The organism is Streptomyces sp. NPDC046915 (assembly GCF_040644935.1).
GTDB lineage: Bacteria > Actinomycetota > Actinomycetes > Streptomycetales > Streptomycetaceae > Streptomyces.
In genome coordinates this window covers 290,921-313,399 of the sequence record NZ_JBEYXB010000012.1, presented here as the reverse complement: position 1 = coordinate 313,399, position 22,479 = coordinate 290,921, and the positions used below count along the sequence as shown (strand labels likewise).

Genomic DNA, 22,479 nt, shown 5'->3' with positions numbered 1-22,479 from the left:
CGTCCAGGGCGTAGCGGCGGAAGCGGGTGTAGACCGTCTGCCATGAGCCATAACGTTCCGGCAGGTCGCGCCAGGAGATCCCGGTTCGGATCTTGTAGACCATCCCGTTGACGACCTGCCGATCCTCCACGCGCGGACGGCCTGTCGCGGCGCGCGGTATGAGGGGAGCGAGTAACTCCCACTCCTGATCGGTGAGTTCATGGCGACGTATCACCCCACCATGATCCACCACCCGATGATCTTTGAAGACGGACCCTAGTGGTTGATCAGTGCGATCGGGAGATGGGTCCCGACGACGGTCAGTTGGGAGGGAGCGCCGACGTTGCCGGCGGCGATGTCGCCGATGCGGGCGTGGACGCGTTCGGCGACGGTGTCCCGGAACGCGGTGAGCCGTTCGACGGTGGGCAGTGCGCCGCGGAACTTCTCCGGATTCGCCGAGTTCATGAGCCCGTCCAGTTCCGGATCCGGGCTGGGCTCGGCCGCGGTGAGGTTGCGGATCATGAAGTGGGCGACGTGGGCCTGGTGGCCGAGATGCCGGCCGATGGCGCTGGAGTCCTCGTGCGGGCGCCAGGTCACCTCGTCCGTTCTCTTTGGTTCGTGATGGCGTCGTGCACTGTCGCATCACCCGGAGGTGGGGTGCCGTGTACGACGCTTCCCGTCGCCGTGCCGTGCACGTCGCAGTTGTCGTTGAAGGCGCGTGGTTCATGAGTTCTCCGGAAGTCTCCGGCCCTTTCGTGTAGTCATGCCGTCGGGCCAGCGGTACTGGACCGTGCTCGACGAGGACCGCCTGGAGCCGGTACAGGCGGCGGATGAGTTCTTGCGGCACGTACGGTTCGGTCGCGATCAGGCGGAGTCGACGACGCGGACGTACGCCGGGGCGGTCGCGCTCTACCTGACCTGGTGCCGGTGCACCGGGCGGGATTGGACGACGGCGGCGGGACCGCTGGGCAGCTTCATATTCTGGCTGCGGCACTCGCGCGGGGACGACAGCGAGGTGTGGCCGGGCCGGGCAGTGAACCGGTCCGCGGGCCGCGTGGGATCAACACTGTGCTCGCCGGGGAACGCGAATTCCTAGCGCACGGCACGGCGTTGGGCACGGTGCCGATGTTCGTGCTGTCCCAGTTCTACGAGATCGCCGCTGACCGAGACCTGCCGCCCGAGGCCCGCGGCGAGGGCAGTGGCCTGCGCTGCTTCGCCAAGGCCAGGCACCGGGCCGCCGAGCCGGACGAGCCGGTTGGTCGCGCCACGGATGAGGAGGTCCTGGCCCTGCTGCGGGCCTGCCGCAATGCCAGGGACCGGTTCATCGTGCTGTTGCCGGCCAGGGCCGGACTGCGCCGCAGCGAGGCTGTGGGCCTGCGCCGCGAAAACGTCCACTTCGTCCTGGACGCCAACGGGCTGGGCTGCGGGTTCCCGGCTCCCACCTGCACGTGGTACGCCGCGACAACGACAATGGAGCCTGGGCGAAGTCGAGGCGCTCGCGCGCGGTCCCCGTCGACTTCCTGCTGGTGCAGGCTTACGACCAGTACGCCGTCGAACGGGACGCCTGCCGCGAGGCACGCGACAGCGACTTCGTCCTGGTGAAACTGTTCCGGCAGCCGCTCGGGGCACCCATGCCGCCTGCGGCCTTGAACGGCCTGTTCGGTCGGCTGTCGCGCCGGGCGGGGCTGTCCGAGGCCGGCCATCCCCACGCTCTGCGGCACGGATTCGCCGGCAACGCCGCCGACGCCGGCGCTGCCCTGGACGACCGGTGGACGCCTGCCACCGGCACCGGGCGAACGGCTCGAACCCGTGCTGTCCACCGCACTGGGTGAGGTGGAAGGAGGCGCAGGCCGGCGGCGCCTATTTCGAGCAGTGGTGCCGTACCGAGTCCGGTACTTCCGAAACCACCGCTGTGAGCCTTCGCGGGCGGCCGGCCCTGGTGACCGCCGAAGTCCTCTACGCGCTCCAGGCCCGCACGGACGCCGAGATCAAGAGCCCGCCCATCCTGCTGCGGGGCATCGTCCAGCATCTGCGCGAGCGGCGCGTCGAGCAGTTCGACGACGTCCAGGTCCGCCGCGACACGCACCTGAGCGGCATGGCCAACGCCACGCGCCGCATGATCGCCGCGGCTGTCTCCACTCCGGAACTGGAGCAGATCAAGGACGTCTGGAACATGGCCGCTTTCGGGCTGGGCCAGTGGCGGAGGCTGGACTTCACGCCGCTGCACCAGGAGTGGCCGAGCTTCGCCGCGCGTAACAGCCGTCTCTCCGCACACATCGCCCGGCTCGAACGACGCCTGTCCAAAGCACTCGGACAGACCGTCTGGGAAGCCTCCGGGCTCGGTGCTCCCGCCGGCATCGAAACACTCACCCGCCGGATCAGCGAGCTGGAGCAGCTGTTCCTCGACCTTTGCTCCGAACTCGCCGAGCGTGACGAGGACCTTCGCCGCCGCACGCGTCACGAACCGGGACTTGATGGCTCAACTGAACCGCTGACGGGGTGGTTCCGGAATACGCCGGGGACCTGCCTTCTGCCAGCGGCAGAACACCGGCCCGACCAGGCTCGACGATCACTACAGTCCAGGCTCATGACGACGGTTACAACGCGCACGATCGAATACGCGGCCGACGGCCTGACGATGATCGGGCACCTCGCGCTCCCGGCCGGTGTCGACCGCCGGCCCGCGGTCCTGGTCGGGCCCGAGGGGATGGGGCTCAGCGACGTCGAGCGCCGCCGGGCCGATGCGCTCGCCGAACTGGGATACGTGGCGCTGGCCTTCGACCTCCACGGCGGACGCTATTTGGGCGACCCTGAGGAGATGCTGGCCCGTTGCATGCCGCTGCTCGCCGACCCCGACCGGATGCGAGGCGTCGGCCACGCGGCGCTCGTCGTGCTCCGCGCAGAGCCGCGGACCGACCCCGACCGGGTCGCCGCCATCGGCTACGGCACCGGAGGCGCGATCGCGCTGGAACTCGGGCGCGACGGCGTCAACCTGCGCGCGATCGGGACAGTCAACGCACTGACCACGGGCCGACCAGGCGAGGCAGCGCGCATTCACTGCCCAGTGTGGGCCGGGGTCGGGTCGGAAGACCCGATCATGCCGCCCGCTCAACGGAACGCATTCACCGCCGAGATGCAGGCCGCGGGCGTCGACTGGCGCCTCACGGTCTATGGCGGCGCCTTGCACGCCTTCCATCACCCACCGGTCGACCACCCCGCAGTTCCCGGCGTCGGCTACCACCCACAGCACGCGCAGCGAGCTTGGCGTGACGTCGTCGACCTGCTCGCCGAGTGCCTGCCCATCACGGAGTGACGCAGACCTTGCTGAACGCCCGGGCGACCAGGTGGGAGCCGATCAGGGGCGAGACGCCCGTGCGGATCTTCTGTTCGCCGGCTTCGGTCAGCCGTCTGGCCTCGGCCGCTACGGCGTCGAGCGCGACCAGGGCGTACTCGATCAAGGGAAGGATCCGGGTGCCGAAGGCTGTCCGGGTCGCCCCGCGCGGCGAGCGGTCGAAGAGTTTCTCGCCGAGGGGCTTGCGGTTCTCCCCCGACCGCCACACCGACGCGGTTCAGTGCCGAGGCCACCTCGCGGACCGCGCCGTCGATGGCGGGGAGGCGGCTGAACGCCCGTATCCCACCGGTCAGGTCGTCTTCGCTCGGATCCGGCTGTGCGAAGGCTCCGACGCCCGTCACGAGCGCTCCTACCATTCCCGGGTGCCCTCTCTCCGTCGACGGCCGCACCGCTCGAGCAGCTGCGATCGTCGCCGCCACAGCGACGATTGGGCATTCCCCTCAGGGCACGTGAGCAATCCTATTGGGCGTTTGGTTACCTGATGTCTGGTTCGTTCGGCTTGGCGGTCACGTCAGTCGGGGGGCTCGTGGGTGAGGCGGTGTTGACGATGATCACAGCGGTGCCGGGGAGGACGCGCCCGCGATCAGCAGGCGGGGCCTCCCGGTGCCGTCGGCGGGCACGCTCCACAGGTCGGTGCTCTTGACGCTGCCGTTGCTGGGCAGGGCGTAGGCGACGGTGCGGTTGTCGAGCCAGGTGGCCTGGTCGTCGACGCTGTGGCGTTCGGCGAGCGGGGTCTCGCGCAGGGTGCGCAGGTCGAGGACGTACTCGTGCCAGAGGTCGGTACGGGACAGCACCCGCTTCTTGAAGGCGACCCGGGTGCCGTCGGGGGAGAGCGAGGGGCACTCCACGTTCTCGACCAGGGTGGTGACCGTACGCCGGGACAGCGAACCCCGTACCAGGTATGTCTTGTCGGCGGTGTTGAGGGTGGCGTAGAACGTGTCGTCGTCGGTGGCGAAGGTGACGCCCCAGAAGTTGATGTCCGAGGCGTGGTACGACTTGCCGTCCTTGAGGATGGAGAAGGTCTCCAGACTGGGCGTCAGCCGCATGGTGCGGGTGTCCAGGACCGAGGTGCGGGTGGAGAAGAAGGCGGACGCGTAGGACTCGCCGGAGACGAAGACGGTCCAGGCGACGAAGCGGCCGCTGGGCGAGACCCGGGCCCGGCTGGGGGTGCCCGCGAGCGGGAAGGTGCGCCTGGTGCGCAGGCCGGCGTCGAGGAGCAGGGCGCGGTTGCTCTGCTTGAGGACGCCGGGGTTGGACTGGAGGCAGATGCCGGTGCCGGCCGCCGCGTAGAAGCGGACGCACTTCAGGTCGGCAGCGGTCCGGCCGCCCCCGGGGTCGGTGGACGGGACCGAGGCGACCGCGGTGCGGTGCGGGCCGGCGGCCGCGTTGACGAACATCAGGCGGCTCTTCTGGCCGAGCGTCAGCTTGCCCGCGCTGACCGTGGGGTCGCCCGCCTGCGGCCGGTTCGCCCGGTCCGCGCGGGCGGCGGCGTGCAGGACCACGCCGGTTCCCACGCCCGCGAGGACCAGGGCCGCCGCGACGAGTACGAGCAGGCGGCGACGCAGCGAAGTCATCCGCATCCCTGTGGCTCTCCTTGTGGCTGTGGTGGTCATCGGGTCCCGCCTGCCGGGCGCAGCACCATGCCCGCGACGGCCGCGCAGCACAGCAGGCCGACCGCCGAGCCGGCCAGTGCCGGGCCGTCGCCCCACGTCGTCCAGGCGGCGCCGAAGGCCAGCGAACAGCAGAACCGGGCCAGCGCCTGGCTGGTCCCGACGATGGCGAGGCCGCTGGCGCGCAGCTGCTCGGGCACGATGCCGGCGAGGGCCGCCGGGAGCACCCCGTCGGTCGCCGCGTAGAACGTGCCGTGCAGGGCGAGGACGAGCGGGACGAGCACCGGGGTGCCCGGGGTCCAGAGCAGGAGGGCGTAGGCGATGAGCAGGACCGCGTGGCCGGCGAGGAACACCGTGCGCCGTCCGATACGGTCGGCGAGCGCGCCGACGGGCACGGCCAGCAGCAGGAACACGACGGCGGTGCCCAGCGGCAGCAGCGTGAACCACTCCTCGCCGACCCCGGCCCGCCGCTGGAGGAGCAGGTAGACGAAGGCGTCGCTGACGGTGGTCAGCCCGAGCAGCGCGGCACAGCCGGCGAGCGCGCGGAGCCGGGGGAGGCGCAGGAGTGCGAGCGTTTCGCGGACGCGGACGGGGGGCTTGCTGTCCGGCCCGTTCTCTTCCTCGGCCCGGGTGCCCTTCTCCCTGCCCGGTACGAACAGCACCAGTACGAGAACGCCCAGCGCGGCGACGCACGCGCTCACCCCGAACACCGCGTCGTAACCGTCCACCGCCGCGCGCAGGATGAGGAAGGCCGCCAGTGGGCCGAGCATCGCGCCGGTGGTGTCCATCGCGCGGTGCACACCGAAGGCGCGGCCCTGGTTCTCGGCCGGTGTGGACAGGGAGATCATCGCGTCGCGCGGGGCGGTGCGCAGGCCCTTGCCGGTCCGTTCCAGGGCGAGGACCGTGCCGAGTGTGCCGATGCTGCCGGCGAACAGGAGCAGCGGCTTGCACAGCGCGGACAGGCCGTAGCCGAGCCCGGCCAGCAGCTTGTGGTTGCGGATGCGGTCGGCTAGGTGGCCGCCGGTGAGCTGGACCAGTGCGCTGACACCGTTGTAGACGCCGTCGAGGGTGCCGAAACCCAGCGGGCTGAAGCCGAGCGTGGTGACGAGGTAGAGCGGCAGGACGGCGGTGACCATCTCCGAGGAGATGTCGGTGATCAGGCTGACCGTGCCCAGCACCAGCACGACCGGGGCGACCCGGCGCCCCGGCCCGCGTCTTCGGTCCTGGCCGGTGTCCGCCTCGACAGGCTGGGAACGGTCGGTGAGATACAAGACAGGAACTCCAGACGCGGTGCGGTCAGTTCTGCCGGCTGCTCTCGTCCCGCAGCCAGGTGCCGAAGTCCTGTGCCCGGATGGCCTTTCTCGCCGCCCGCCGGGCGGCGACCGCCGCCGCGACGAAGACCACGACAGCCACGCAGAGCTTCGGCTCCCCGCGGAGCATCGCTTTCAGGTCGGCTTTGCTGGTGCGCGCCGAGGCCCCTTCCGGGCCCTGATGCTGCTCGACCTGGGCGGTGGACACCGCGGCCCGGACGCGCCGCTTGATCAAGTCCTGCCAGGTGCGCGGCGGTTGGATCACCACGCCGGCCGCGTCGACCACGAGCCGTTCCTCCGGCGTGAACGCGAGGGACGCGGCCAGGTCGTCCGCCATCAGCGGCGGCAGCGCGGCGATCCGGGCGTGCCCGGCCTTGGAGACCGCGATGACGCCCCGGCCGAACAGCCCTTCGCGTACAGCCGGCAGTCGCTGCCACACCTGGTAGTAGGCACGCACCCGCCAGGCGCAGGAGGCCAGCGGGATCCGTCGTTCGGGGGCGGTGGCGAGGATGCCCGAGGTCTCGTCGTCCAGGGGCTCGGTCAGTGCCCGTACGTCGGCGCCGGCGATCACGACGTCGGCGTCCACGTAGAGGCGCGGGAAGCCGCGCGCGTGATCATCGCCGGCCCGCAGCGCGGCGTGCTTGGAGGGAACGGGTATCTCCACCACCCGGACGCGCGGGCCACGGGCGGCCGCGATCCGGGCGGTGTCGTCCGTGCAGCCGTTGCACACGACCACGATGTCGGTGTCGTCCGCGGAGTTCTCGGAGTTCTCAGGGTTCTCAGGGTTCTGGGAGTTCGCGGGGTCCTCGGGGCCCTTGAGTGAGGAATCAGCCAACAGCGAATCGAGGAGCCGGCCGATGACTCGGGCCTCGTTGTGGGCCGGGATCACGATGCTCGTCACGGGGGCAGTATGCCGTCGGTGTCACTATTGCGACATGTGTTTCGTCCAACTGTTCCCGAGAGTGCGCCGCGTGGTCTAGATTGATGACCGCCGGACCGGTTTGGGTGGGGAACTCGTTCTTGACTGCAGGTCACGGTCCGGCGGTTGAACGGATCTGAATACGCAGACGGATCTGAACACGCAGTACGTACCAGCATGCTGGGGGCATGAGGCGGTTGGGGAACCGCTGAAGCTCCCTCGCTTTCCAGTGCCGCTGTGTCGAGGGCACTTCGGTCAGGGTAGCCGCGCATGTGGTGGGGGGCGCATGACCATTCAGGTCACGCATGAGCAACTGGTCGTGGAACGCAGAAGTCCACTTGGCCGCCGAAGACGTTGGGAACAGAAGTACCGCATCGTCCTGCTGGTTGCGGACGGCCTCGCGGCCGCTGCCGCGGCCTTCTTGATCCATGCGGCCTACGGCCGCTGGGCGGTGGCCCTGGTGCTGCCCCCGACCTGGATCGTGGCCATGCTGGCCCACCGTTCCTACGACCGCAGTGCGCTGGGTCTGGGGACCGAGGAGTACCGACGGGTGCTGCGTGGGGCCGTCGCGCTGCCGGCGCTCGCCGCCGTCGCGTACTGGCTGTTCACCCACGATTCGGGACTTCTTCATGACATGATCATGGCAGCGGGGCCGGCCGCTGTGATAGCCCTCGCGGTCCGGTACACGCTGCGCCGCCGCCTGCACCGACGTTGGGCGCGGAGCCCGGACGGGAGCACGACGCTCCTGGTCGGACCGTCGCGCGGCATCGTGGAGCTGGTCGCGGTGCTGAGGCGCGGTGGAACACCGAAACTCCAGGCCGCCGGAGTGTGCCTGACCGATCCCGAGAACGCTCCGGAGATACGCAAGCTGGGTCTCCCCGCCCTCGGCGGCGTCAGCGGCATGAACGACGTCGTCCGGGCCCTGGGCATCAACACCGTGGTGGTGCTGCCCGCACCCGAGCTCGACGCCTCCGTCCTGCGCCGGATGTCCTGGACCGCGGCCGTGCAGGGCTTCGACTTCCTGCTGGCCCCCGTGCTGACCGACGTGTCCGCCTCCCGGCTGGCGGTACGGCCCACCAACGGGGTGCCGCTGGTGCGGATCAAGCCGCCGAACCTCTCCCGCGTCTCCCGGCTGCCCAAGGAACTGCTGGATCGTTCCCTCGCGGCGGCGCTCCTGCTGCTCCTCGCACTTCCGATGCTGCTGATCGCCCTGATCGTCCGGCTGGACAGCTCCGGCCCCGCTCTGTTCCGACAGCAGCGGGTGGGCCGGTACGGCGACCACTTCACCATGCTGAAGTTCCGCACGATGCGGGCCGACTCCGAGGCCCTCCGCGCGGAACTGGAGCACCTCAACCAGAACAGCGACGGCCTGCTGTTCAAGGTGAAGGAGGACCCGCGGATCACCCGGGTCGGCTCGTTCCTGCGCCGCAGCTCGCTCGACGAACTCCCGCAGCTCGTCAATGTCGTCAAGGGCCACATGTCGCTCGTCGGCCCACGGCCGCCGCTGCCCGAGGAGGTCGAGGAGTACACGCCGGACATCAAGCGCCGGCTGCTCGTCAAGCCCGGCCTCACCGGACTGTGGCAGGTCAGCGGACGCTCCGACCTGCCCTGGGACGAGGCGGTCCGGCTCGATCTCGGATACGTGGACAACTGGTCGATGGGCCTGGACCTGTCGATCCTGGCGCGCACCGGGTCCGTGGTGGTGCGCGGAACGGGGGCCTACTGATGGACCAGAAGAAGAGGAAGACAGTGACGGCAGTGACGGCAGTGACGCAGGAGCCGTTGGGGGTCGCGGTCGTCGGGGCCGGCTACTGGGGTCCCAACCTCGTACGCAACTTCCAGGCCAGCGAGCGGTTCCGGCTGCGTCGGCTGTGCGACCTCGACGTGGACCGGGCCCGGCGGGTCCTCGGCGGCTACTCGACGGTCGAGGCCACCTCGGACTACGCGGCCGTCCTCGCCGACCCCGCCGTGGCCGCCGTCGCCGTGGCCACGCCCGCCGGCACCCACCACGACATCGCCCTGGCCGCCCTGCGCGCCGGCAAGCACGTCCTCGTGGAGAAGCCGCTCGCGGCGACCTACGCCGACGGGATGCGCCTGGTGACCGAGGCCGAGGAGCGCGGCCTCACCCTGATGTGCGACCACACCTACTGTTACACGCCCGCCGTGGGCCGGATCCGTGAACTGGTCCGCTCCGGCGAACTCGGCGAGATCCACTTCGTCGACTCGGTCCGCATCAACCTGGGGCTCGTCCAGAAGGACATCGACGTGCTGTGGGACCTGGCCCCGCACGACCTGTCGATCCTGGACTTCATCCTCCCCGACAACGTCGAACCGGTCGCCGTCGCCGCCCACGGGGCCGACCCGATCGGCGCCGGGCAGGCCTGCGTGGCCTATCTGACGCTCCAGCTCAACACCGGGGCCATCGCCCACGTGCACGTCAACTGGCTGTCGCCGACCAAGGTGCGGACCACCATGGTGGGCGGCTCCAAGCGCACCCTCATCTGGGACGACCTCAACCCCGCCCAACGCGTGGCGATCTTCGACCGGGGCGTGGACCTGGCCTCGCCCCAGGAGATCGGCGCGGACGAACGCCGGGACATGCTCATCTCCTACCGCTCCGGGGACATGGTCGCGCCCGCCATCGGCGAGAAGGAAGCGCTGCGCAGCATGGTCGACGAGTTCGGCGACGCGATCAGGGAGCGCCGGGCGCCGCTGACCGACGGCCGGGCGGGCCTCAGGGTGCTGGACATTCTCGAGGCGGCGTCGCGAAGCCTCGAATTCAAGGGCGCGGTCGTCGGCCTGCGCGCCGGACGTTGACCGATTCATCTGGCTGAGAGGGCACAGCAGTTGAGCAGCGTACGAGGCAAGAAGATCCTGGTCACCGGGGGAGCGGGCACCATCGGCTCCAACCTCGTCGACCTCCTGGCCGAGGGCGGCGCCCGCGAGGTCGTCGTACTCGACAACTTCGTGCGCGGACGGCGGGCCAACCTCGCCCAGGCCCTGCCCAGCGGTGTCGTGGAGATCGTCGAGGGCGACGTCCGGGACGCCGACACCGTGCGGAAGGCCACCGAGGGCGCCGACCTGGTGTTCCACCTCGCCGCGATCCGCATCACCCAGTGCGCGGAGGAGCCCCGGCTCGCCAACGAGGTCCTGGTCGACGGCACCTTCAACGTGCTGGAAGCGGCGGCCGAGGCCGGGGTCGCCAAGGTGGTCGCCTCGTCCTCGGCGTCCGTCTACGGCATGGCCGAGACCTTCCCGACGACCGAGCGCCACCACCCGTACAACAACGACACCTTCTACGGCGCCGCGAAGGCCTTCAACGAGGGCATGCTGCGCAGCTTCCACGCCATGTACGGACTGGACTACGTGGCCCTGCGCTACTTCAACGTCTACGGCCCCCGGATGGACATCCACGGCCTCTACACCGAGGTGCTCATCCGCTGGATGGAGCGCATCGAGGCGGGCGAGCCGCCGTTGATCCTCGGCGACGGCACCCAGACCATGGACTTCGTCGACGTCCGCGACATCGCGAGGGCCAACGTCCTGGCCGCCGAGTCGGACCTCACCGACGAGGTGTTCAACGTCGCCAGCGGTACGGAGACCTCGCTGAAGGAGCTCGCCGAGGGCCTGCTGGAGGTGATGGGGGCCGAAGGGCTGGAGCCGGAGCACGGGCCCGCCCGTTCGGTGAACTCGGTGGTCCGCCGGCTCGCCGACACCTCGCAGGCCGCCGAACGGCTCGGGTTCACGGCCGAGATCGACCTGCGCACCGGCCTGCGCGACCTGGTCGAGTGGTGGCGCGCGGAGCGGGAGGCGGCCAAGTGAGCACCGACCGCATCCCGGTGATGATCCCCTGGCTCGGCGAGGAGGAGGCCAGGGCCGCCTCCGACGCCGTGCTGTCCGGGTGGGTCGCCCAGGGCCCCCGGGTCGCCGCCTTCGAGAAGGCCTTCGCCGAGCGGGTGGGCGCCGAGCACGGCATCGCCGTCAGTTCGTGTACGACCGCCCTGCACCTGTCGCTCGTCGCACTCGGAATCGGGCCCGGCGACGAGGTCGTGGTGCCCTCGCTGTCGTTCATCGCCACCGCCAACGTCGTACGGTACGTCGGCGCCGAGCCGGTGTTCGCCGACGTCGACCCGGCCACCGGCAACCTGACCACGGCCACGGTGGACGCGGTCCGCACCGCCCGCACCGAGGCCGTCCTCGCCGTCCACCAGGGCGGCGTCCCGGCCGACGTGCACGCCCTGCGTGCCGCCTGCGCCGACTGGGACCTGCCCCTGGTCGAGGACGCGGCCTGCGCCATCGGCTCGACCGTCGGTGGCAAGCCCGTGGGGCACGGCGCGCTGCTCGCCGCCTGGTCCTTCCACCCGCGCAAGCTCGTCACCACGGGCGAGGGCGGGATGATCACCACCGACGACGCCGAGTGGGCGGCCCGGCTGCGACGGCTGCGCGAGCACGGCATGAACGCCTCGGCGGCGGACCGTCACGCGAGCAACAAGCCGGTCCTCGAAAGCTACTTGGAAGTCGGCTTCAACTACCGGATGACGGACGTCCAGGCCGCCATCGGCCTGGTCCAGCTCGGCAAGCTCGACGCGATGATCGCCCGCCGCCGCGAACTGGCGGCCCGGTACGACGCGTTGCTGCACGACGTCCCCGGCCTCACCGCCGTGCGCGATCCCGCGCACGGGCAGAGCAACTTCCAGTCGTACTGGGTGCTGCTGGACGAGGACTTCCCCGTCGGCCGGGACGACCTGCTCGCCGCGCTCTCCGAGGCGGGCGTCTCCGCCCGGCGCGGGATCATGGCCGCCCATCTCGAACCCGCCTACGCGGACCACCCCCGCGCACCGCTGCCGGTCACCGAACGCCTCACCCGCGACTCGCTGATCCTGCCCCTGTTCCACACCATGACCGAGGCGCAGCAGGACCGCGTCGTGACGGCACTGCGCGACCAGGCCGGAAAATGAACGAACTCGTCATCATCGGCGCCGGCGGCTTCGCCCGGGAGGCCGCGCAGGCCGTGGCGGACGCGGGCGAGTTCAAGCTGCTCGGGCACCTGGACGACAACTCCGCTCTGCACGGCACCGAGGTGGACGGCGTGCCGGTCCTCGGCGGCTGCGACCTGGTCCACGACCTGACCGGCGCCGGCGTGGTGATCTGCGTGGGCAACCCCCGGGACTACGCGGCCCGCGCCCGGCTGGTCCGCAGGCTCGGCCTGTCCGGCGACCGCTACGCCACCGTCGTCCATCCGACGGCGGCGGTGTCCTCGACCTCCCGGGTCGGCCCCGGCTCGGTCCTGCTCGCGCACTGCGTGCTGACCGCAGCCGTGCGGGTCGGCGCGCATGTCGCCGTGATGCCGCACGTGGTCCTCACCCATGACGACGTGGTCGAGGACTACGCCACGCTCGCCTCCGGCGTCCGCCTGGGCGGGGGAGCGCGGCTGGCACAGGGCGCCTACGTCGGCTCCGGAGCGCTGGTCAGGGAAGGTACGACGGTCGGCGCCTGGTCGCTGGTCGGGATGGGGAGCGCCGTGCTCGGCGATGTGCCGCCGGGCGAGGTCTGGGTGGGGAGCCCGGCCCGGCGGCTGCGCGCGGCGGACGCGCCCGCGCTGGAACAACTGGCGACACGAACAGTGGGGGGACCGCTGACATGAACCAGATTCCACTCGTGGACCTCAAAGCGGCCCACGCGGAGGTCGCCGACGAGGTACGGGCCGGATTCGAAAGGGTCCTGGCCGACACCGCGTTCGTCGGAGGCGACGAGGTGCGCCGGTTCGAGCGCGAGTACGCGGACTTCGGCGGTGTCAGGCACTGCGTGGGCGTCGCCAACGGCACCGATGCCGTCGAACTCGCCCTGCGCGCAAGCGGGGTCGGGGTCAGCGACGAGGTCGTGGTGCCCGCCAACACGTTCATCGCCACCGTCGGCGCGGTGGCCAGGATCGGGGCCCGCCCGGTCCTCGCGGACTGCCTGCCCGACAGCCACCTGCTCGACCCGCAGGCCGCGCTGGACGCGGTCGGCCCCGCCACCCGCGTGATCGTCCCGGTCCATCTCTACGGGCAGATGGCCGACGTGACGGCGCTGACCGGCCAACTGCCCAAGCGCGTACGGGTCGTCGAGGACGCCGCGCAGTGCCAGGGCGCGACCCGCGACGGCCGCACCCCGGGCAGCGGCGGCATCGCGGCCACCAGTTTCTACCCGGGCAAGAACCTCGGCGCCTACGGCGACGCGGGCGCGGTGCTCACCGACGACGAGGAACGCGCCGACCTGGTGCGGGCGATCGCCAACCACGGCGGGGTCACCAAGTACCGCCACGACGTGCCCGGCTTCAACAGCCGCCTGGACGGGCTGCAGGCCGTCGTGCTGCGGGCGAAACTGGCCCGGCTGGCGGACGGCAACGCGGCCCGCCGGGCGGCCGCGGCCCGCTACGACGAGTTGCTCGCCGACCTGGCAGCCGCGGGCCGGATCGTCCTCCCGGTCACCGCACCCGGCAACGTCCACGTCCGGCACCTGTACGTCGTCCAGGTCGCCGACGCCGACCGGGACGACATCGTCGGCAAGCTCAACGCCGAGGGCATCGGCGCCGGAGTGCACTATCCCGCCCCGGTCCATCTGACCCCGGCGTACCGCCATCTCGGGTACGCCCGGGGCGACTTCCCGAACGCCGAGAAGGCGGCGGACCGGATCCTGTCGCTGCCGCTGTACCCCCAGATCACCCCCGACCAGCAGCAGCGCGTCGTGGACGCGTTCGCCGACGCCCTCGGCAGCTGACCGGTCCCCAGAGTTTCACGCTCCACCTCCGACCCCACGGGGCGGCCCGCACAGCACCGCTGAGAGGTACACATGCGAAATTGGAGCAGACGGATCCGGGGCGGACGCCTCGCCGTCGTAGCGGCATTGATATTGGCGGTGCTCCCGCTGGCCGGGTCCGCCCAGGCGGCGTCCGATCCGTGCGGGTCGGGCTCGAACGCCATCATCTGCGAGAACTCCAAGCCGGGCGCTCCGAAATCCGACTGGTTCTCGCCCAACGCCTACGGTGACATCCAGGGCTTCACCACCAAGGAGAGCGTCCAGGCCGGGGACACCGTCCAGTTCAAGGTCCAGTCGAAGAGCGCGTACAACATCCAGATCTACCGTCTGGGCTGGTACGGCGGCGACGGCGCGCGCCAGATGTCGACCGCGGCCCAGGCGGCCGTGACGTATCCGGCCAACTACTCCTCCAGGCCCGCCAGTTGTACCACCAAGAGCGGCACCGGCCTGGTGGACTGCGGGAACTGGCCCGTGACCGCGACCTGGACGGTGCCCAGCGACGCCGTGTCCGGCCTGTACATCGCGAACCTCACGCAGACCGACGGCGACGGCCTGATGCCGTATCCGTTCGTCGTCCGCAACGACTCCAGCACCTCCGACATCGTCGTACAGACCAGCGACCAGACCTGGCAGGCGTACAACGACTACGGCGGCCAGGACCTGTACGGCGGCACCGGGCCCGCGCCCGACGGCCGCGCCTACGAGGTCAGCTACAACCGGCCGCTGGACATCGGCGGCGACAACGGCATCTACGGCTCCGAGTTCATGATGCTGTCCTGGCTGGAGCGCAACGGCTACGACGTCAGCTATCTGTCCGGCGTGGACGTGTCGTCGGCCAACGGCACGACCCTGCTGAAGAAGCACAAGATGTACATGTCGTCCGGCCATGACGAGTACTGGACGCAGAGCCAGTACTCCAACGTCCTGGCGGCGCGGAAGGCCGGTGTGCGGGAGGGCTTCTTCAGCGGCAACGAGGTCTTCTGGAAGACGCGGCTCGCCCCCAGCATCGACGGCACTAACACGGCCGACCGCACTCTGGCCTGCTACAAGATGACCAAGATGGCGATGAACAACGGCATCGCCGATCCCAGCGGCACCTGGACCGGCACCTGGATGGATCCGGCCAGCACCAACTACGGCCAGACCTACCAGCCTCCTAACATCCTCACCGGCTCCATGTTCCAGGCGAACGGCTACCGCAACGACGCGATCACCATCCCCGGCTCTTACGGCAAGAACCGGATCTGGCGCAATACCTCCATCGCGAGCCTCACCGCCGGCCAGACCGCGACCTTCCCGACCGGCACGCTCGGTTACGAATGGGACAGCGACCTCGACAACAGCACCAGACCCGCCGGGGCGATCGACGTGTCGTCCACGACGGTGGACATCACCGACGGCACGTACCGGCTGGACTGGGGCAACCTGTACGGCAACGGCACGGCGACGCACAATCTCGTCGAGTTCCGCGACCAGGACTCCGGGGCCCTGGTGTTCGGAACCGGGACCGTGCAGTGGTCGTGGGGCCTGACCAACGTGCCCACCTACAATCCCGAGGACACGGTCGTCACCGAGGACTCCCGTATGCAGCAGGCGACGGTGAACATCCTCGCCGACATGGGGGTCCAGCCGAAGTCCCTCCAGAGCAACCTGGTCGCCGCCACCGCCTCCACCGACACCACCGGCCCGACGCTCACCGTGACCAGCCCGGCCTCCGGGGCGACCGTCCCGGCGCTGAAGCCGGTCACCATCACCGGCACCGCCACCGACGGTGGGGGAGTGGTGGCCCGCGTGGAGGTGTCCACCGACGGCGGATCGACCTGGAAGGCCGCCAAGGGTCTGTCGTCCTGGAGCTACAGCTGGACGCCCACCACCCCGGGCTCCGCGTCCATCAAGGTCCGCGCGGTCGACGACAGCGTCAACATCAGCGCCGCCACCACCGTGCCGGTGACCGTCGGCCCCCAGGCCTGCCCGTGCACCATCTGGCCGGCCTCGGCCGTGCCGGGCACCGTCAACGCCGGCGACGGCGGCTCGGTGGAGCTCGGCGTCAAGTTCCGTACCAACGTGGCTGGTTCGGTCACCGGCGTTCGGTTCTACAAGTCGCCCGTCAACACCGGAACCCACATCGGCAGCCTGTGGACCGCCTCCGGTACCCGCCTGGCCACCGGCACCTTCACCGGCGAGACGGCCTCCGGCTGGCAGCAGCTGAACTTCGCCACGCCCGTGTCCGTCAAGGCCAACACCACCTACGTCGCCTCGTACTTCGCGCCCAACGGCGGATACTCCTACGACGCGAACCTCGCCGACAGCGATGCCGGCCTGGCCCCGGTGACGGCACTGAAGACCGGCACCGACGGCGGCAACGGCGTCTACCACTACGGCTCGACCAGCGCCTTCCCGTCCTCGCAGTCCTCGGGCAGCAACTACTGGGTCGACGTGGTGCTGGACACCTCGACGGCCAGCACCACCCCGCCCACCGTCAGTTCGACCTCCCCGACGTCCGGGGCGACCGACACCTCGATCACGGCACCGGTGTCGGCCACCCTCAGCTCGGCCGTCGACACCGACAGCGTGACGTTCACCGTGAAGGACCCGGACGGCAACACCGTGCCGGGGGCCGTCACCTTCCCCGCGTCGAACAAGGCGACCTTCACGCCGTCGACGGAGCTGGAACTGCACACCGCGTACACCGCCTCCGTGCAGGCCTCGGACGTGTGGGGCAACGCCATGGCGAACCCGGTGACCTGGACGTTCACCACCAGTTCCACCCCGCCCGCGGTCACCTGCCCCTGCGGGCTGTGGAGTTCCTCCGCCGTGCCGGCGAACACCGACATGAACGCCGACCCCAACTCCGTCGAGCTGGGTACCCGGTTCACGTCCTCGGCGGCCGGCTGGGTCACCGGTGTCACGTTCTACAAGGGCACCGGCAACACGGGCACCCACACCGGCAGCCTGTGGACCGACGGCGGCACGCTGCTCGCCAGCGGCACCTTCAGCGACGAGACGGCCTCCGGCTGGCAGACGCTGACCTTCGCCACTCCGGTGGCGGTCACCGCCGACACCCCGTACGTCGTCTCCTACCACGCGCCGAACGGCAACTACGCGGTGGACGGCGGCTACTTCGCGGCGGCCCACAAGTCCTATCCGCTGACCGCCACGGCCGACACCACCACGCACCACAACGGGCTCTACAAGTACGGCACCGACTCGGCCTTCCCGGGCGGTTCCTACGGATCCGCGAACTACTGGGTCGGCCCCGTCTTCACCGCCGACAACCCCGGCGCGTCCCTGGCGGCCGCCACCGCCTCGGAGGTGACCGCGTCCTCGGTGGCGCACACCGCCGACGCGGCGAGCGCCCTCGTCCTGGCCGTGCCGGCCAAGGCGGCGGTGTCATCCGTCAAGGCGACCGTGACCATCCTGTCGGGCCGCAACGCGGCCGCCGCCAGGAAGCTCCACGTCACGGCCGTCGTCTCCTACGACCGGGCGACCCACAAGGCGACCGTCCACCTGTCCGCTCCGTTGCCGGACGGCACCCGGTTCAAGATCACGGTCACGGCCAAGGACAAGCACCACCACGCGGTGAAGTCCCACAGCTGGACCCTGACCAGCAAGACCGTCTTCAAGAAGAAAAAGAACTGACAACAAGAGCAGAACCGACCCGTCCCCACCAACCGTCGGTGGTCCGCGCCCAGCCGGGCACGGACCACCGACGGGGATTGGCTTCCCCAACCGATGAGCAGCGTCAGTGTTGTGATCCCCTGCTACAAGTACGGCCATTTCCTCGCCGACTGCGTGAGCAGCGTCCTGGACGAGCAGGACGGCGTTGACGTCCGCGTACTCATCATCGACGACGCCTCGCCCGACGACTCGGCGGAGGCCGCGCTCAAGCTGGCCGCCTCCGACCCGCGGATCGAGGTCCACGTCCACGAGACCAACAAGGGCCACATCGCCACGTACAACGAAGGCCTCCTGGAATGGGCCGACGGCGACTACGTGGCCCTCCTCTCCGCCGACGACCGACTGGTCCCGGGCGCGCTGGTCCGCGCGGCCGCGCTCCTGGACGCCCACCCCGAGGCGGGGTTCGCCTACGGACGGCCCCTGCGCTTCCAGCACGGCGGCCCGCTGCCCAAGGCCCGTACCCAGAGCACCGGTTCGGTCGTCTACCCCGGCCAGTGGTGGCTGGAGCGGCGCTTCCGCGAGGGCACCGGCTGCATCACCTCGCCGGAGGTCGTCGTCCGCACCGGCCTCCAGCGAAAGGTCGGTGGCTACGACCCCGCCCTGCCCCACGCCGGCGACATCGAGATGTGGATGCGGCTCGCCGCACACGCCGACGTCGGCTACATCCGCGGCGCCGACCAGGCCTTCTATCGCGTCCACGGCAAGAACATGTCCACCGTCGACTTCGGCGGCCAGCTCGACGACCTGCGCCAGCGCCTCGTGGCCTTCGACTCGGTGCTCGCCAAGTGCGGCGACAAACTGCCCCACGCCGACCGCCTGGCCGAGCAGGTGCACACCCGCCTCGCCCGCTATGCCCTGCGCCGGGCGTACCGGGCCTACGACCGGGGCCGTACCTCAGTCGTACCGGTCGAAGAATGCGTGGCTTTCGCCGAGGAGTGCCTGCCGGGATACGCGGCGCTGCCCGAGTACCGCGCGCTGCGGCTGCGCAGACGGATCGGACCGAAGACCATGCCGTATCTACAGCCCCTGGTGTGGTCGGCCGTGGCCGAGCGCGGGCGGGAGTGGCTGTGGTGGGAGTCGTGGAAGCGCCGCGGTATCTGATGCGTGATCAGTTCAGCTCAGTTGGCCACCGGAATCCCGGCGGTGTGGCGGACCGGCTCCGCGGAGTCGTCCTTCCGCTTCCTGCGCCGCAGCGCGTACTGGTCGAACCAGAGCGCGCCCAGGATTCCGGCGATTCCACCCAGCAGCGCCGTACCGGCCAGGGCACGGGTCCTGTTGCCCTGCACCGGGGCGGCGCTCGGCGCGACCAGGACGGAAGCGCTGATCCGCGACGCGGGCGCGATGCCCTGCGCACCCTGCAAGTCCGCCACATGCTTGGTGTAGACCTCGATGACCCGGCTGACCGCCGAGTCGGCCTCGACGGCGCCGGCCCGCTGCGCCTGCACCTGCACCGAGGGGATCAGATAGCGCGGCGTCGCGCTGGTGCCGCTGTTGCGCGGGATCAGCTGGTACGTCCCGTGCACGCCGGCGGCGTCCAGCTCCTTGCGCCCGGCGGGCGACTCGATCTGCTGGATGACCCCGTACGAGAGGGTGGCGAGCGGGGGTTGGAGATTCGTCAGCTGGTTCGGCTGGTTTCCTGTAACGGGCGGTTTGAGGACGACCACCGCCGAACTCAGGTACTGCGGGGCGGGGTGCAGCACCTTGTAGGCTCCGGCGGCCGTCAGCGCGAGCGCGAGCAGCAGCACGTACCAGCGGCGGAGCAGCGCTTCGGCGACGTCACGAGGCGACACAGGGATTCCTTCCGTCGCCACCGATCCTCGCAGGCGCCGGGGCGAACCGCCACCAAAAGGGAGTTCTCGTGAGCCTTGCCGACATCTTGGCGATCATGCGCAGGCGTTGGTACTTCATGGTGCCCCTCACCCTGCTCAGTCTGCTCGCGGGCGGCTATCTGTACCGCACCATCCCGGTGTCCTACGAGTCGCAGAGCTCCGTCACGCTGCTCGACTCCACGGCGATCGCCGAACTGGCACCCACCTTCGGCAACCCCCTGTCGAACGCGGGCGGTTCGCTGGTCGTCACGGCCGACGTGCTGATCAGGACGCTCCAGTCGAGCGACTCGGCCAAGGAACTGCACTCCCGCGGCGTCACGGACCAGTACACGGTCGGTTTCGCGCCCCAGGCCGACAGCCCGCTGCTCACCCTGAGCGTCACCGGAACCGACCGGGCGAAAGTGCTCCGGGAGACCACCGCCCTCACCAACTTCACCGGGGAGCAGCTGAAGGCCCTGCAAACGGCCTCCAAGGTGCCGAAGGTGTACACGGTGCAGACCGCGCCGGTCGTCCTGCCACAGACACCGGTCTCTCAGTCGAAGGGCCGGTACCAGGGCATCGCGTCGGTCGTGATCGTCGGGATGGTCAGCGCGTTCCTGCTGTCCATCCTGGCCGAAGGCATCGCGGTGGTCCGCCGGCGGGGACGCGCCGTGGCCGGATACGTTCCCCGGCGCCATCGTGCCCACCCCCCTGAGCGGCCCAAGGGCCTGCTGGTGCGCAGGCTGGACGCCACGACGATCCTCACCGGCTATCTGGTGCTGGCCTTCTTCGTCCCGTCGAACCTCACCCTGCCCGCGCTGGGCGGTGTCGGCACCCCGGCCAACGTCTTCGCCCTGCTGGGACTTCTCTGGTACCTCGCGACCTGGCTCGGCGGACGCATCCTGCCGGCGAAGGGCACCAGGCTGCCCCGCGCGGCGATGTGCGTGCTCGCCGGCGCGGTGCTCCTGTCGTACCTCGCGGACGCCACCCGCGAGAGCGCGCACGAGGAGGTCCTCGGGGCCGACCGAGGGCTCATCGGGCTCGGGGTGTGGGTGGCGCTGGTGGTGCTGGCCTCGGCCGGCATCCAGGAGCGCGGCCGGCTGGAGACCCTGATGCGCCGGCTCGTCGTCCTGGGCACGGTGGTCGCCCTGATCGGCTACTACGACTTCTTCGCCGCGACCAACATCGCCGACTCCATCCACATCCCCGGCCTGCATTCGAGCACCGCCGGGATCAACGCCATGGACCGCGGCTCGTTCACCCGGCCGCGCTCCACCACCGCCCATCCACTGGAGTTCGGCGGGATGCTCGCCATCCTGGTCCCCTTCGCCGTCCACCAGGCGTTCGACCCGGTCCGCCGGCACGCCGGCGCGCTGCGCCGCTGGGCGCCGGTGGCGATCATGGCGGGCGCGCTTCCGCTGACCGTGTCCCGGACGTCCATCATCGGCGCCTTCATCGCGATCCTGGTGATGGTGCCCCGCTGGAAGCCGCAGCGGCGCTGGGCCGCGATCGGAATCGTCCTGGGTTCGGTGGCCGGCTTCAAGGTGATCATCCCGGGGCTGATCGGAACCATCACCAACCTGTTCGCCAGCTTCCTGTCCAACTCCGACAGCAGCACCCAGGCGCGCACCGTGAAGTACAGCGCGATCGTCCCCTACCTCAGCGAACGCCCATGGTTCGGACGGGGATTCGGCACGTTCACCCCCGACCTGTACTTCTTCACGGACAACCAGTACATGCTGACCCTGGCCGAGACGGGCGCCGTGGGGCTGGTCGCACTGCTCGTCCTGTTCGTCACCGGCATACACCAGGGTGGTGCCATCCGCCGGCTCGCCCGCACCGAGTCGGACCGGGAGCTCGGACAGGCCTTCCTCGCCTCGGCCCTGGTCGCCCTGGTCATCAGCGCCACCTTCGACGCGCTCAGCTTCCCCATGTACGCCGGGATGTTCTTCCTGACCCTGGGCGCGGGCGGCAGCTACCTCGGCTTCATCCGCCGCGAGGCGGCGGGCGCAGCGCTCCCCGAGCCCCGTAAGGCATCCGAAGTGTCCGAGGCATCCGAAGTACCAGAAGCCAAGCTCCCCCAACTCGCGGAGTCCCGATGAGCCCCGTCGCCGTCATCGCCGTCACCTGGAACAGCGCCTCGGTGCTCCCCGGGTTCCTCGCCGCGCTTCCCGACGGCATGGCAGGCCTCGACCACCGGCTCGTCGTCGCCGACAACGACTCCTCCGACGACACCGCCGAGGTGCTGCGGACGCTCGCCCCGGACGCCACTCTCGTCCAGACCGGCCGCAACGCAGGGTACGCGGCCGGGATCAACGCGGCGCTGTCCGCCGCCGGGGAACACGAAGCCGTGCTGATCTGCAACCCCGACGTCCGGATGCGGCAGGGCTGCGCCAAACGTCTCGTCGACAGCCTCGGGGACGGGGTCGGGATCGCCGTACCCCTTCTGTACGAAGAAGGCAGGGACACGCCCCATCGTTCGCTGCGGCGCGAGTCGAGCGTGCTCCGGGCGCTCGGTGAGGCCGTGATCGGCAACACCCGGGCCGGGCGCTTCCCGGCGCTGAGCGAGCTCGTCACCGACCCCGCCGCGTACCAGCGGCCCACGCGCGCGGACTGGGCGACCGGCGCGCTGATGGCGATATCGGGGGACTGTCTGGCCGCTTGCGGCCCGTGGGACGAGTCCTTCTTCCTCTACTCGGAGGAGACCGAGTACTGCCTGCGCGCACGGGACCGGGGATACGCCACCCGACTGGAGCCGACGGCCGACGCCGTCCACCTGGGGGGCGACTCCCAGGTGTCGCCCCGCCTCTGGACTCTCCTCACCCTCAATCGCGTCCGCCTGTACCGGCGTCGGCACGGTCCCCTCGCCACGGCCGCCTTCCGCACCGCCGTCCTGCTCCGGGAGACCTCACGCGCCGCGCTCGGCCGCCCGGCCAGCCGAGCGGCCGCGGCCGCCCTGGCCCGCCCGGGGGCCTTGCGCAGGACGCCGGGGCCGTAGCGCCCCGACGGTGCGTCGCCGCACTTC

Annotated in this window: 19 protein-coding genes; 12 read left to right on the top strand and 7 right to left on the bottom strand. The window is 70.5% G+C overall.

Annotated elements, in window-relative coordinates; genetic code table 11:
- On the bottom strand, positions 1–214 hold a 214-nt coding region (locus ABZ915_RS30015; RefSeq protein WP_361809698.1), incomplete at its 3' end, for a transposase.
- A 41-nt stretch (positions 215–255) separates the two neighbouring features.
- Positions 256–576 (bottom strand): DinB family protein, encoded by a 321-nt coding sequence (locus tag ABZ915_RS30010; RefSeq protein ID WP_361809696.1) that lies wholly within the window; start codon positions 574–576, stop codon positions 256–258.
- Positions 577–1,427: 851 nt separating this feature from the next.
- Between ABZ915_RS30010 and ABZ915_RS30005 the strand changes: the two genes are divergently transcribed.
- Together ABZ915_RS30005 and ABZ915_RS30000 are read left to right on the top strand one after the other, a co-directional pair.
- On the top strand, positions 1,428–1,811 hold the full coding sequence (locus tag ABZ915_RS30005) for a tyrosine-type recombinase/integrase (RefSeq protein ID WP_361809694.1): 384 nt from the start codon (positions 1,428–1,430) through the stop codon (positions 1,809–1,811).
- A gap of 755 nt (positions 1,812–2,566) precedes the next feature.
- Complete coding sequence (locus ABZ915_RS30000; protein ID WP_361809720.1) at positions 2,567–3,292, top strand: dienelactone hydrolase family protein; 726 nt, start codon at positions 2,567–2,569, stop codon at positions 3,290–3,292.
- Here the strand turns inward: ABZ915_RS30000 and ABZ915_RS29995 are convergent.
- From ABZ915_RS29995 to ABZ915_RS29980, 4 genes are all read right to left on the bottom strand, one after another.
- Entirely contained in the window at positions 3,282–3,539 is a 258-nt protein-coding gene (locus tag ABZ915_RS29995; protein WP_361809693.1) for a hypothetical protein, read from the bottom strand. The genes ABZ915_RS30000 and ABZ915_RS29995 overlap by 11 nt on opposite strands.
- 343 nt (positions 3,540–3,882) lie before the next feature.
- On the bottom strand, positions 3,883–4,905 hold the full coding sequence (locus ABZ915_RS29990; RefSeq protein ID WP_361809718.1) for a TolB-like translocation protein: 1,023 nt from the start codon (positions 4,903–4,905) through the stop codon (positions 3,883–3,885).
- Positions 4,906–4,940: 35 nt separating this feature from the next.
- Positions 4,941–6,212 (bottom strand): MFS transporter, encoded by a 1,272-nt coding sequence (locus tag ABZ915_RS29985; RefSeq protein WP_361809691.1) that lies wholly within the window; start codon positions 6,210–6,212, stop codon positions 4,941–4,943.
- Positions 6,213–6,237: 25 nt separating this feature from the next.
- Positions 6,238–7,152 carry a glycosyltransferase family A protein gene (locus tag ABZ915_RS29980; protein ID WP_361809689.1) on the bottom strand — a complete coding sequence of 305 codons (915 nt, stop codon included), beginning with the start codon at positions 7,150–7,152 and terminating at the stop codon, positions 6,238–6,240.
- A gap of 304 nt (positions 7,153–7,456) precedes the next feature.
- Between ABZ915_RS29980 and ABZ915_RS29975 the strand changes: the two genes are divergently transcribed.
- The 8 genes from ABZ915_RS29975 (at position 7,457) to ABZ915_RS29940 (ending at position 18,747) form a co-directional block, all read left to right on the top strand.
- A complete protein-coding gene (locus ABZ915_RS29975; protein ID WP_361809687.1) occupies positions 7,457–8,896 on the top strand; it encodes an exopolysaccharide biosynthesis polyprenyl glycosylphosphotransferase in 1,440 nt (479 codons plus the stop codon).
- Between the two features lie 32 nt (positions 8,897–8,928).
- A complete protein-coding gene (locus ABZ915_RS29970) occupies positions 8,929–9,987 on the top strand; it encodes a Gfo/Idh/MocA family oxidoreductase (protein WP_361809685.1) in 1,059 nt (352 codons plus the stop codon).
- Positions 9,988–10,017: 30 nt separating this feature from the next.
- Positions 10,018–10,992: an SDR family NAD(P)-dependent oxidoreductase gene (locus ABZ915_RS29965; RefSeq protein ID WP_361809683.1), complete on the top strand. Its 975-nt coding sequence runs from the start codon at positions 10,018–10,020 to the stop codon at positions 10,990–10,992.
- Entirely contained in the window at positions 10,989–12,128 is a 1,140-nt protein-coding gene (locus ABZ915_RS29960; protein WP_361809681.1) for a DegT/DnrJ/EryC1/StrS family aminotransferase, read from the top strand. The genes ABZ915_RS29965 and ABZ915_RS29960 overlap by 4 nt, the downstream gene beginning before the upstream one ends.
- On the top strand, positions 12,125–12,814 hold the full coding sequence (locus ABZ915_RS29955; RefSeq protein ID WP_361809679.1) for an acetyltransferase: 690 nt from the start codon (positions 12,125–12,127) through the stop codon (positions 12,812–12,814). Before ABZ915_RS29960 ends, ABZ915_RS29955 begins: the two co-directional genes overlap by 4 nt.
- Positions 12,811–13,929 carry a DegT/DnrJ/EryC1/StrS family aminotransferase gene (locus tag ABZ915_RS29950; RefSeq protein WP_361809677.1) on the top strand — a complete coding sequence of 373 codons (1,119 nt, stop codon included), beginning with the start codon at positions 12,811–12,813 and terminating at the stop codon, positions 13,927–13,929. Before ABZ915_RS29955 ends, ABZ915_RS29950 begins: the two co-directional genes overlap by 4 nt.
- Before the next feature lie 72 nt (positions 13,930–14,001).
- Complete coding sequence (locus tag ABZ915_RS29945) at positions 14,002–17,607, top strand: DUF4082 domain-containing protein (protein WP_361809675.1); 3,606 nt, start codon at positions 14,002–14,004, stop codon at positions 17,605–17,607.
- A gap of 93 nt (positions 17,608–17,700) precedes the next feature.
- The gene (locus tag ABZ915_RS29940; protein ID WP_361809674.1) at positions 17,701–18,747 is read left to right on the top strand and encodes a glycosyltransferase; all 1,047 of its coding nucleotides are present in this window, start codon (positions 17,701–17,703) and stop codon (positions 18,745–18,747) included.
- Between the two features lie 17 nt (positions 18,748–18,764).
- Here ABZ915_RS29940 and ABZ915_RS29935 read toward each other — a convergent pair whose 3' ends face one another.
- Positions 18,765–19,436 carry a hypothetical protein gene (locus tag ABZ915_RS29935; RefSeq protein ID WP_361809672.1) on the bottom strand — a complete coding sequence of 224 codons (672 nt, stop codon included), beginning with the start codon at positions 19,434–19,436 and terminating at the stop codon, positions 18,765–18,767.
- Positions 19,437–19,504: 68 nt separating this feature from the next.
- On the opposite strand from ABZ915_RS29935, the gene ABZ915_RS29930 reads away from it, so the two are divergent.
- Positions 19,505–21,556: an O-antigen ligase family protein gene (locus tag ABZ915_RS29930; RefSeq protein WP_361809670.1), complete on the top strand. Its 2,052-nt coding sequence runs from the start codon at positions 19,505–19,507 to the stop codon at positions 21,554–21,556.
- A complete protein-coding gene (locus ABZ915_RS29925; RefSeq protein WP_361809668.1) occupies positions 21,553–22,452 on the top strand; it encodes a glycosyltransferase family 2 protein in 900 nt (299 codons plus the stop codon). Before ABZ915_RS29930 ends, ABZ915_RS29925 begins: the two co-directional genes overlap by 4 nt.
- Positions 22,453–22,479: the final 27 nt, after the last annotated feature.

What these genes read in the sequence shown, in the direction of transcription:
- ABZ915_RS30000 (WP_361809720.1), top strand. Translation starts at nt 2,567, where the DNA reads ATGACGACGGTTACAACGCGCACGATCGAATACGCGGCCGACGGCCTG.
- ABZ915_RS29990 (WP_361809718.1), bottom strand. Translation starts at nt 4,905, where the DNA reads ATGACTTCGCTGCGTCGCCGCCTGCTCGTACTCGTCGCGGCGGCCCTG.
- ABZ915_RS29975 (WP_361809687.1), top strand. Translation starts at nt 7,457, where the DNA reads ATGACCATTCAGGTCACGCATGAGCAACTGGTCGTGGAACGCAGAAGT.
- ABZ915_RS29955 (WP_361809679.1), top strand. Translation starts at nt 12,125, where the DNA reads ATGAACGAACTCGTCATCATCGGCGCCGGCGGCTTCGCCCGGGAGGCC.
- ABZ915_RS29950 (WP_361809677.1), top strand. Translation starts at nt 12,811, where the DNA reads ATGAACCAGATTCCACTCGTGGACCTCAAAGCGGCCCACGCGGAGGTC.
- ABZ915_RS29945 (WP_361809675.1), top strand. Translation starts at nt 14,002, where the DNA reads ATGCGAAATTGGAGCAGACGGATCCGGGGCGGACGCCTCGCCGTCGTA.
- ABZ915_RS29940 (WP_361809674.1), top strand. Translation starts at nt 17,701, where the DNA reads ATGAGCAGCGTCAGTGTTGTGATCCCCTGCTACAAGTACGGCCATTTC.
- ABZ915_RS29925 (WP_361809668.1), top strand. Translation starts at nt 21,553, where the DNA reads ATGAGCCCCGTCGCCGTCATCGCCGTCACCTGGAACAGCGCCTCGGTG.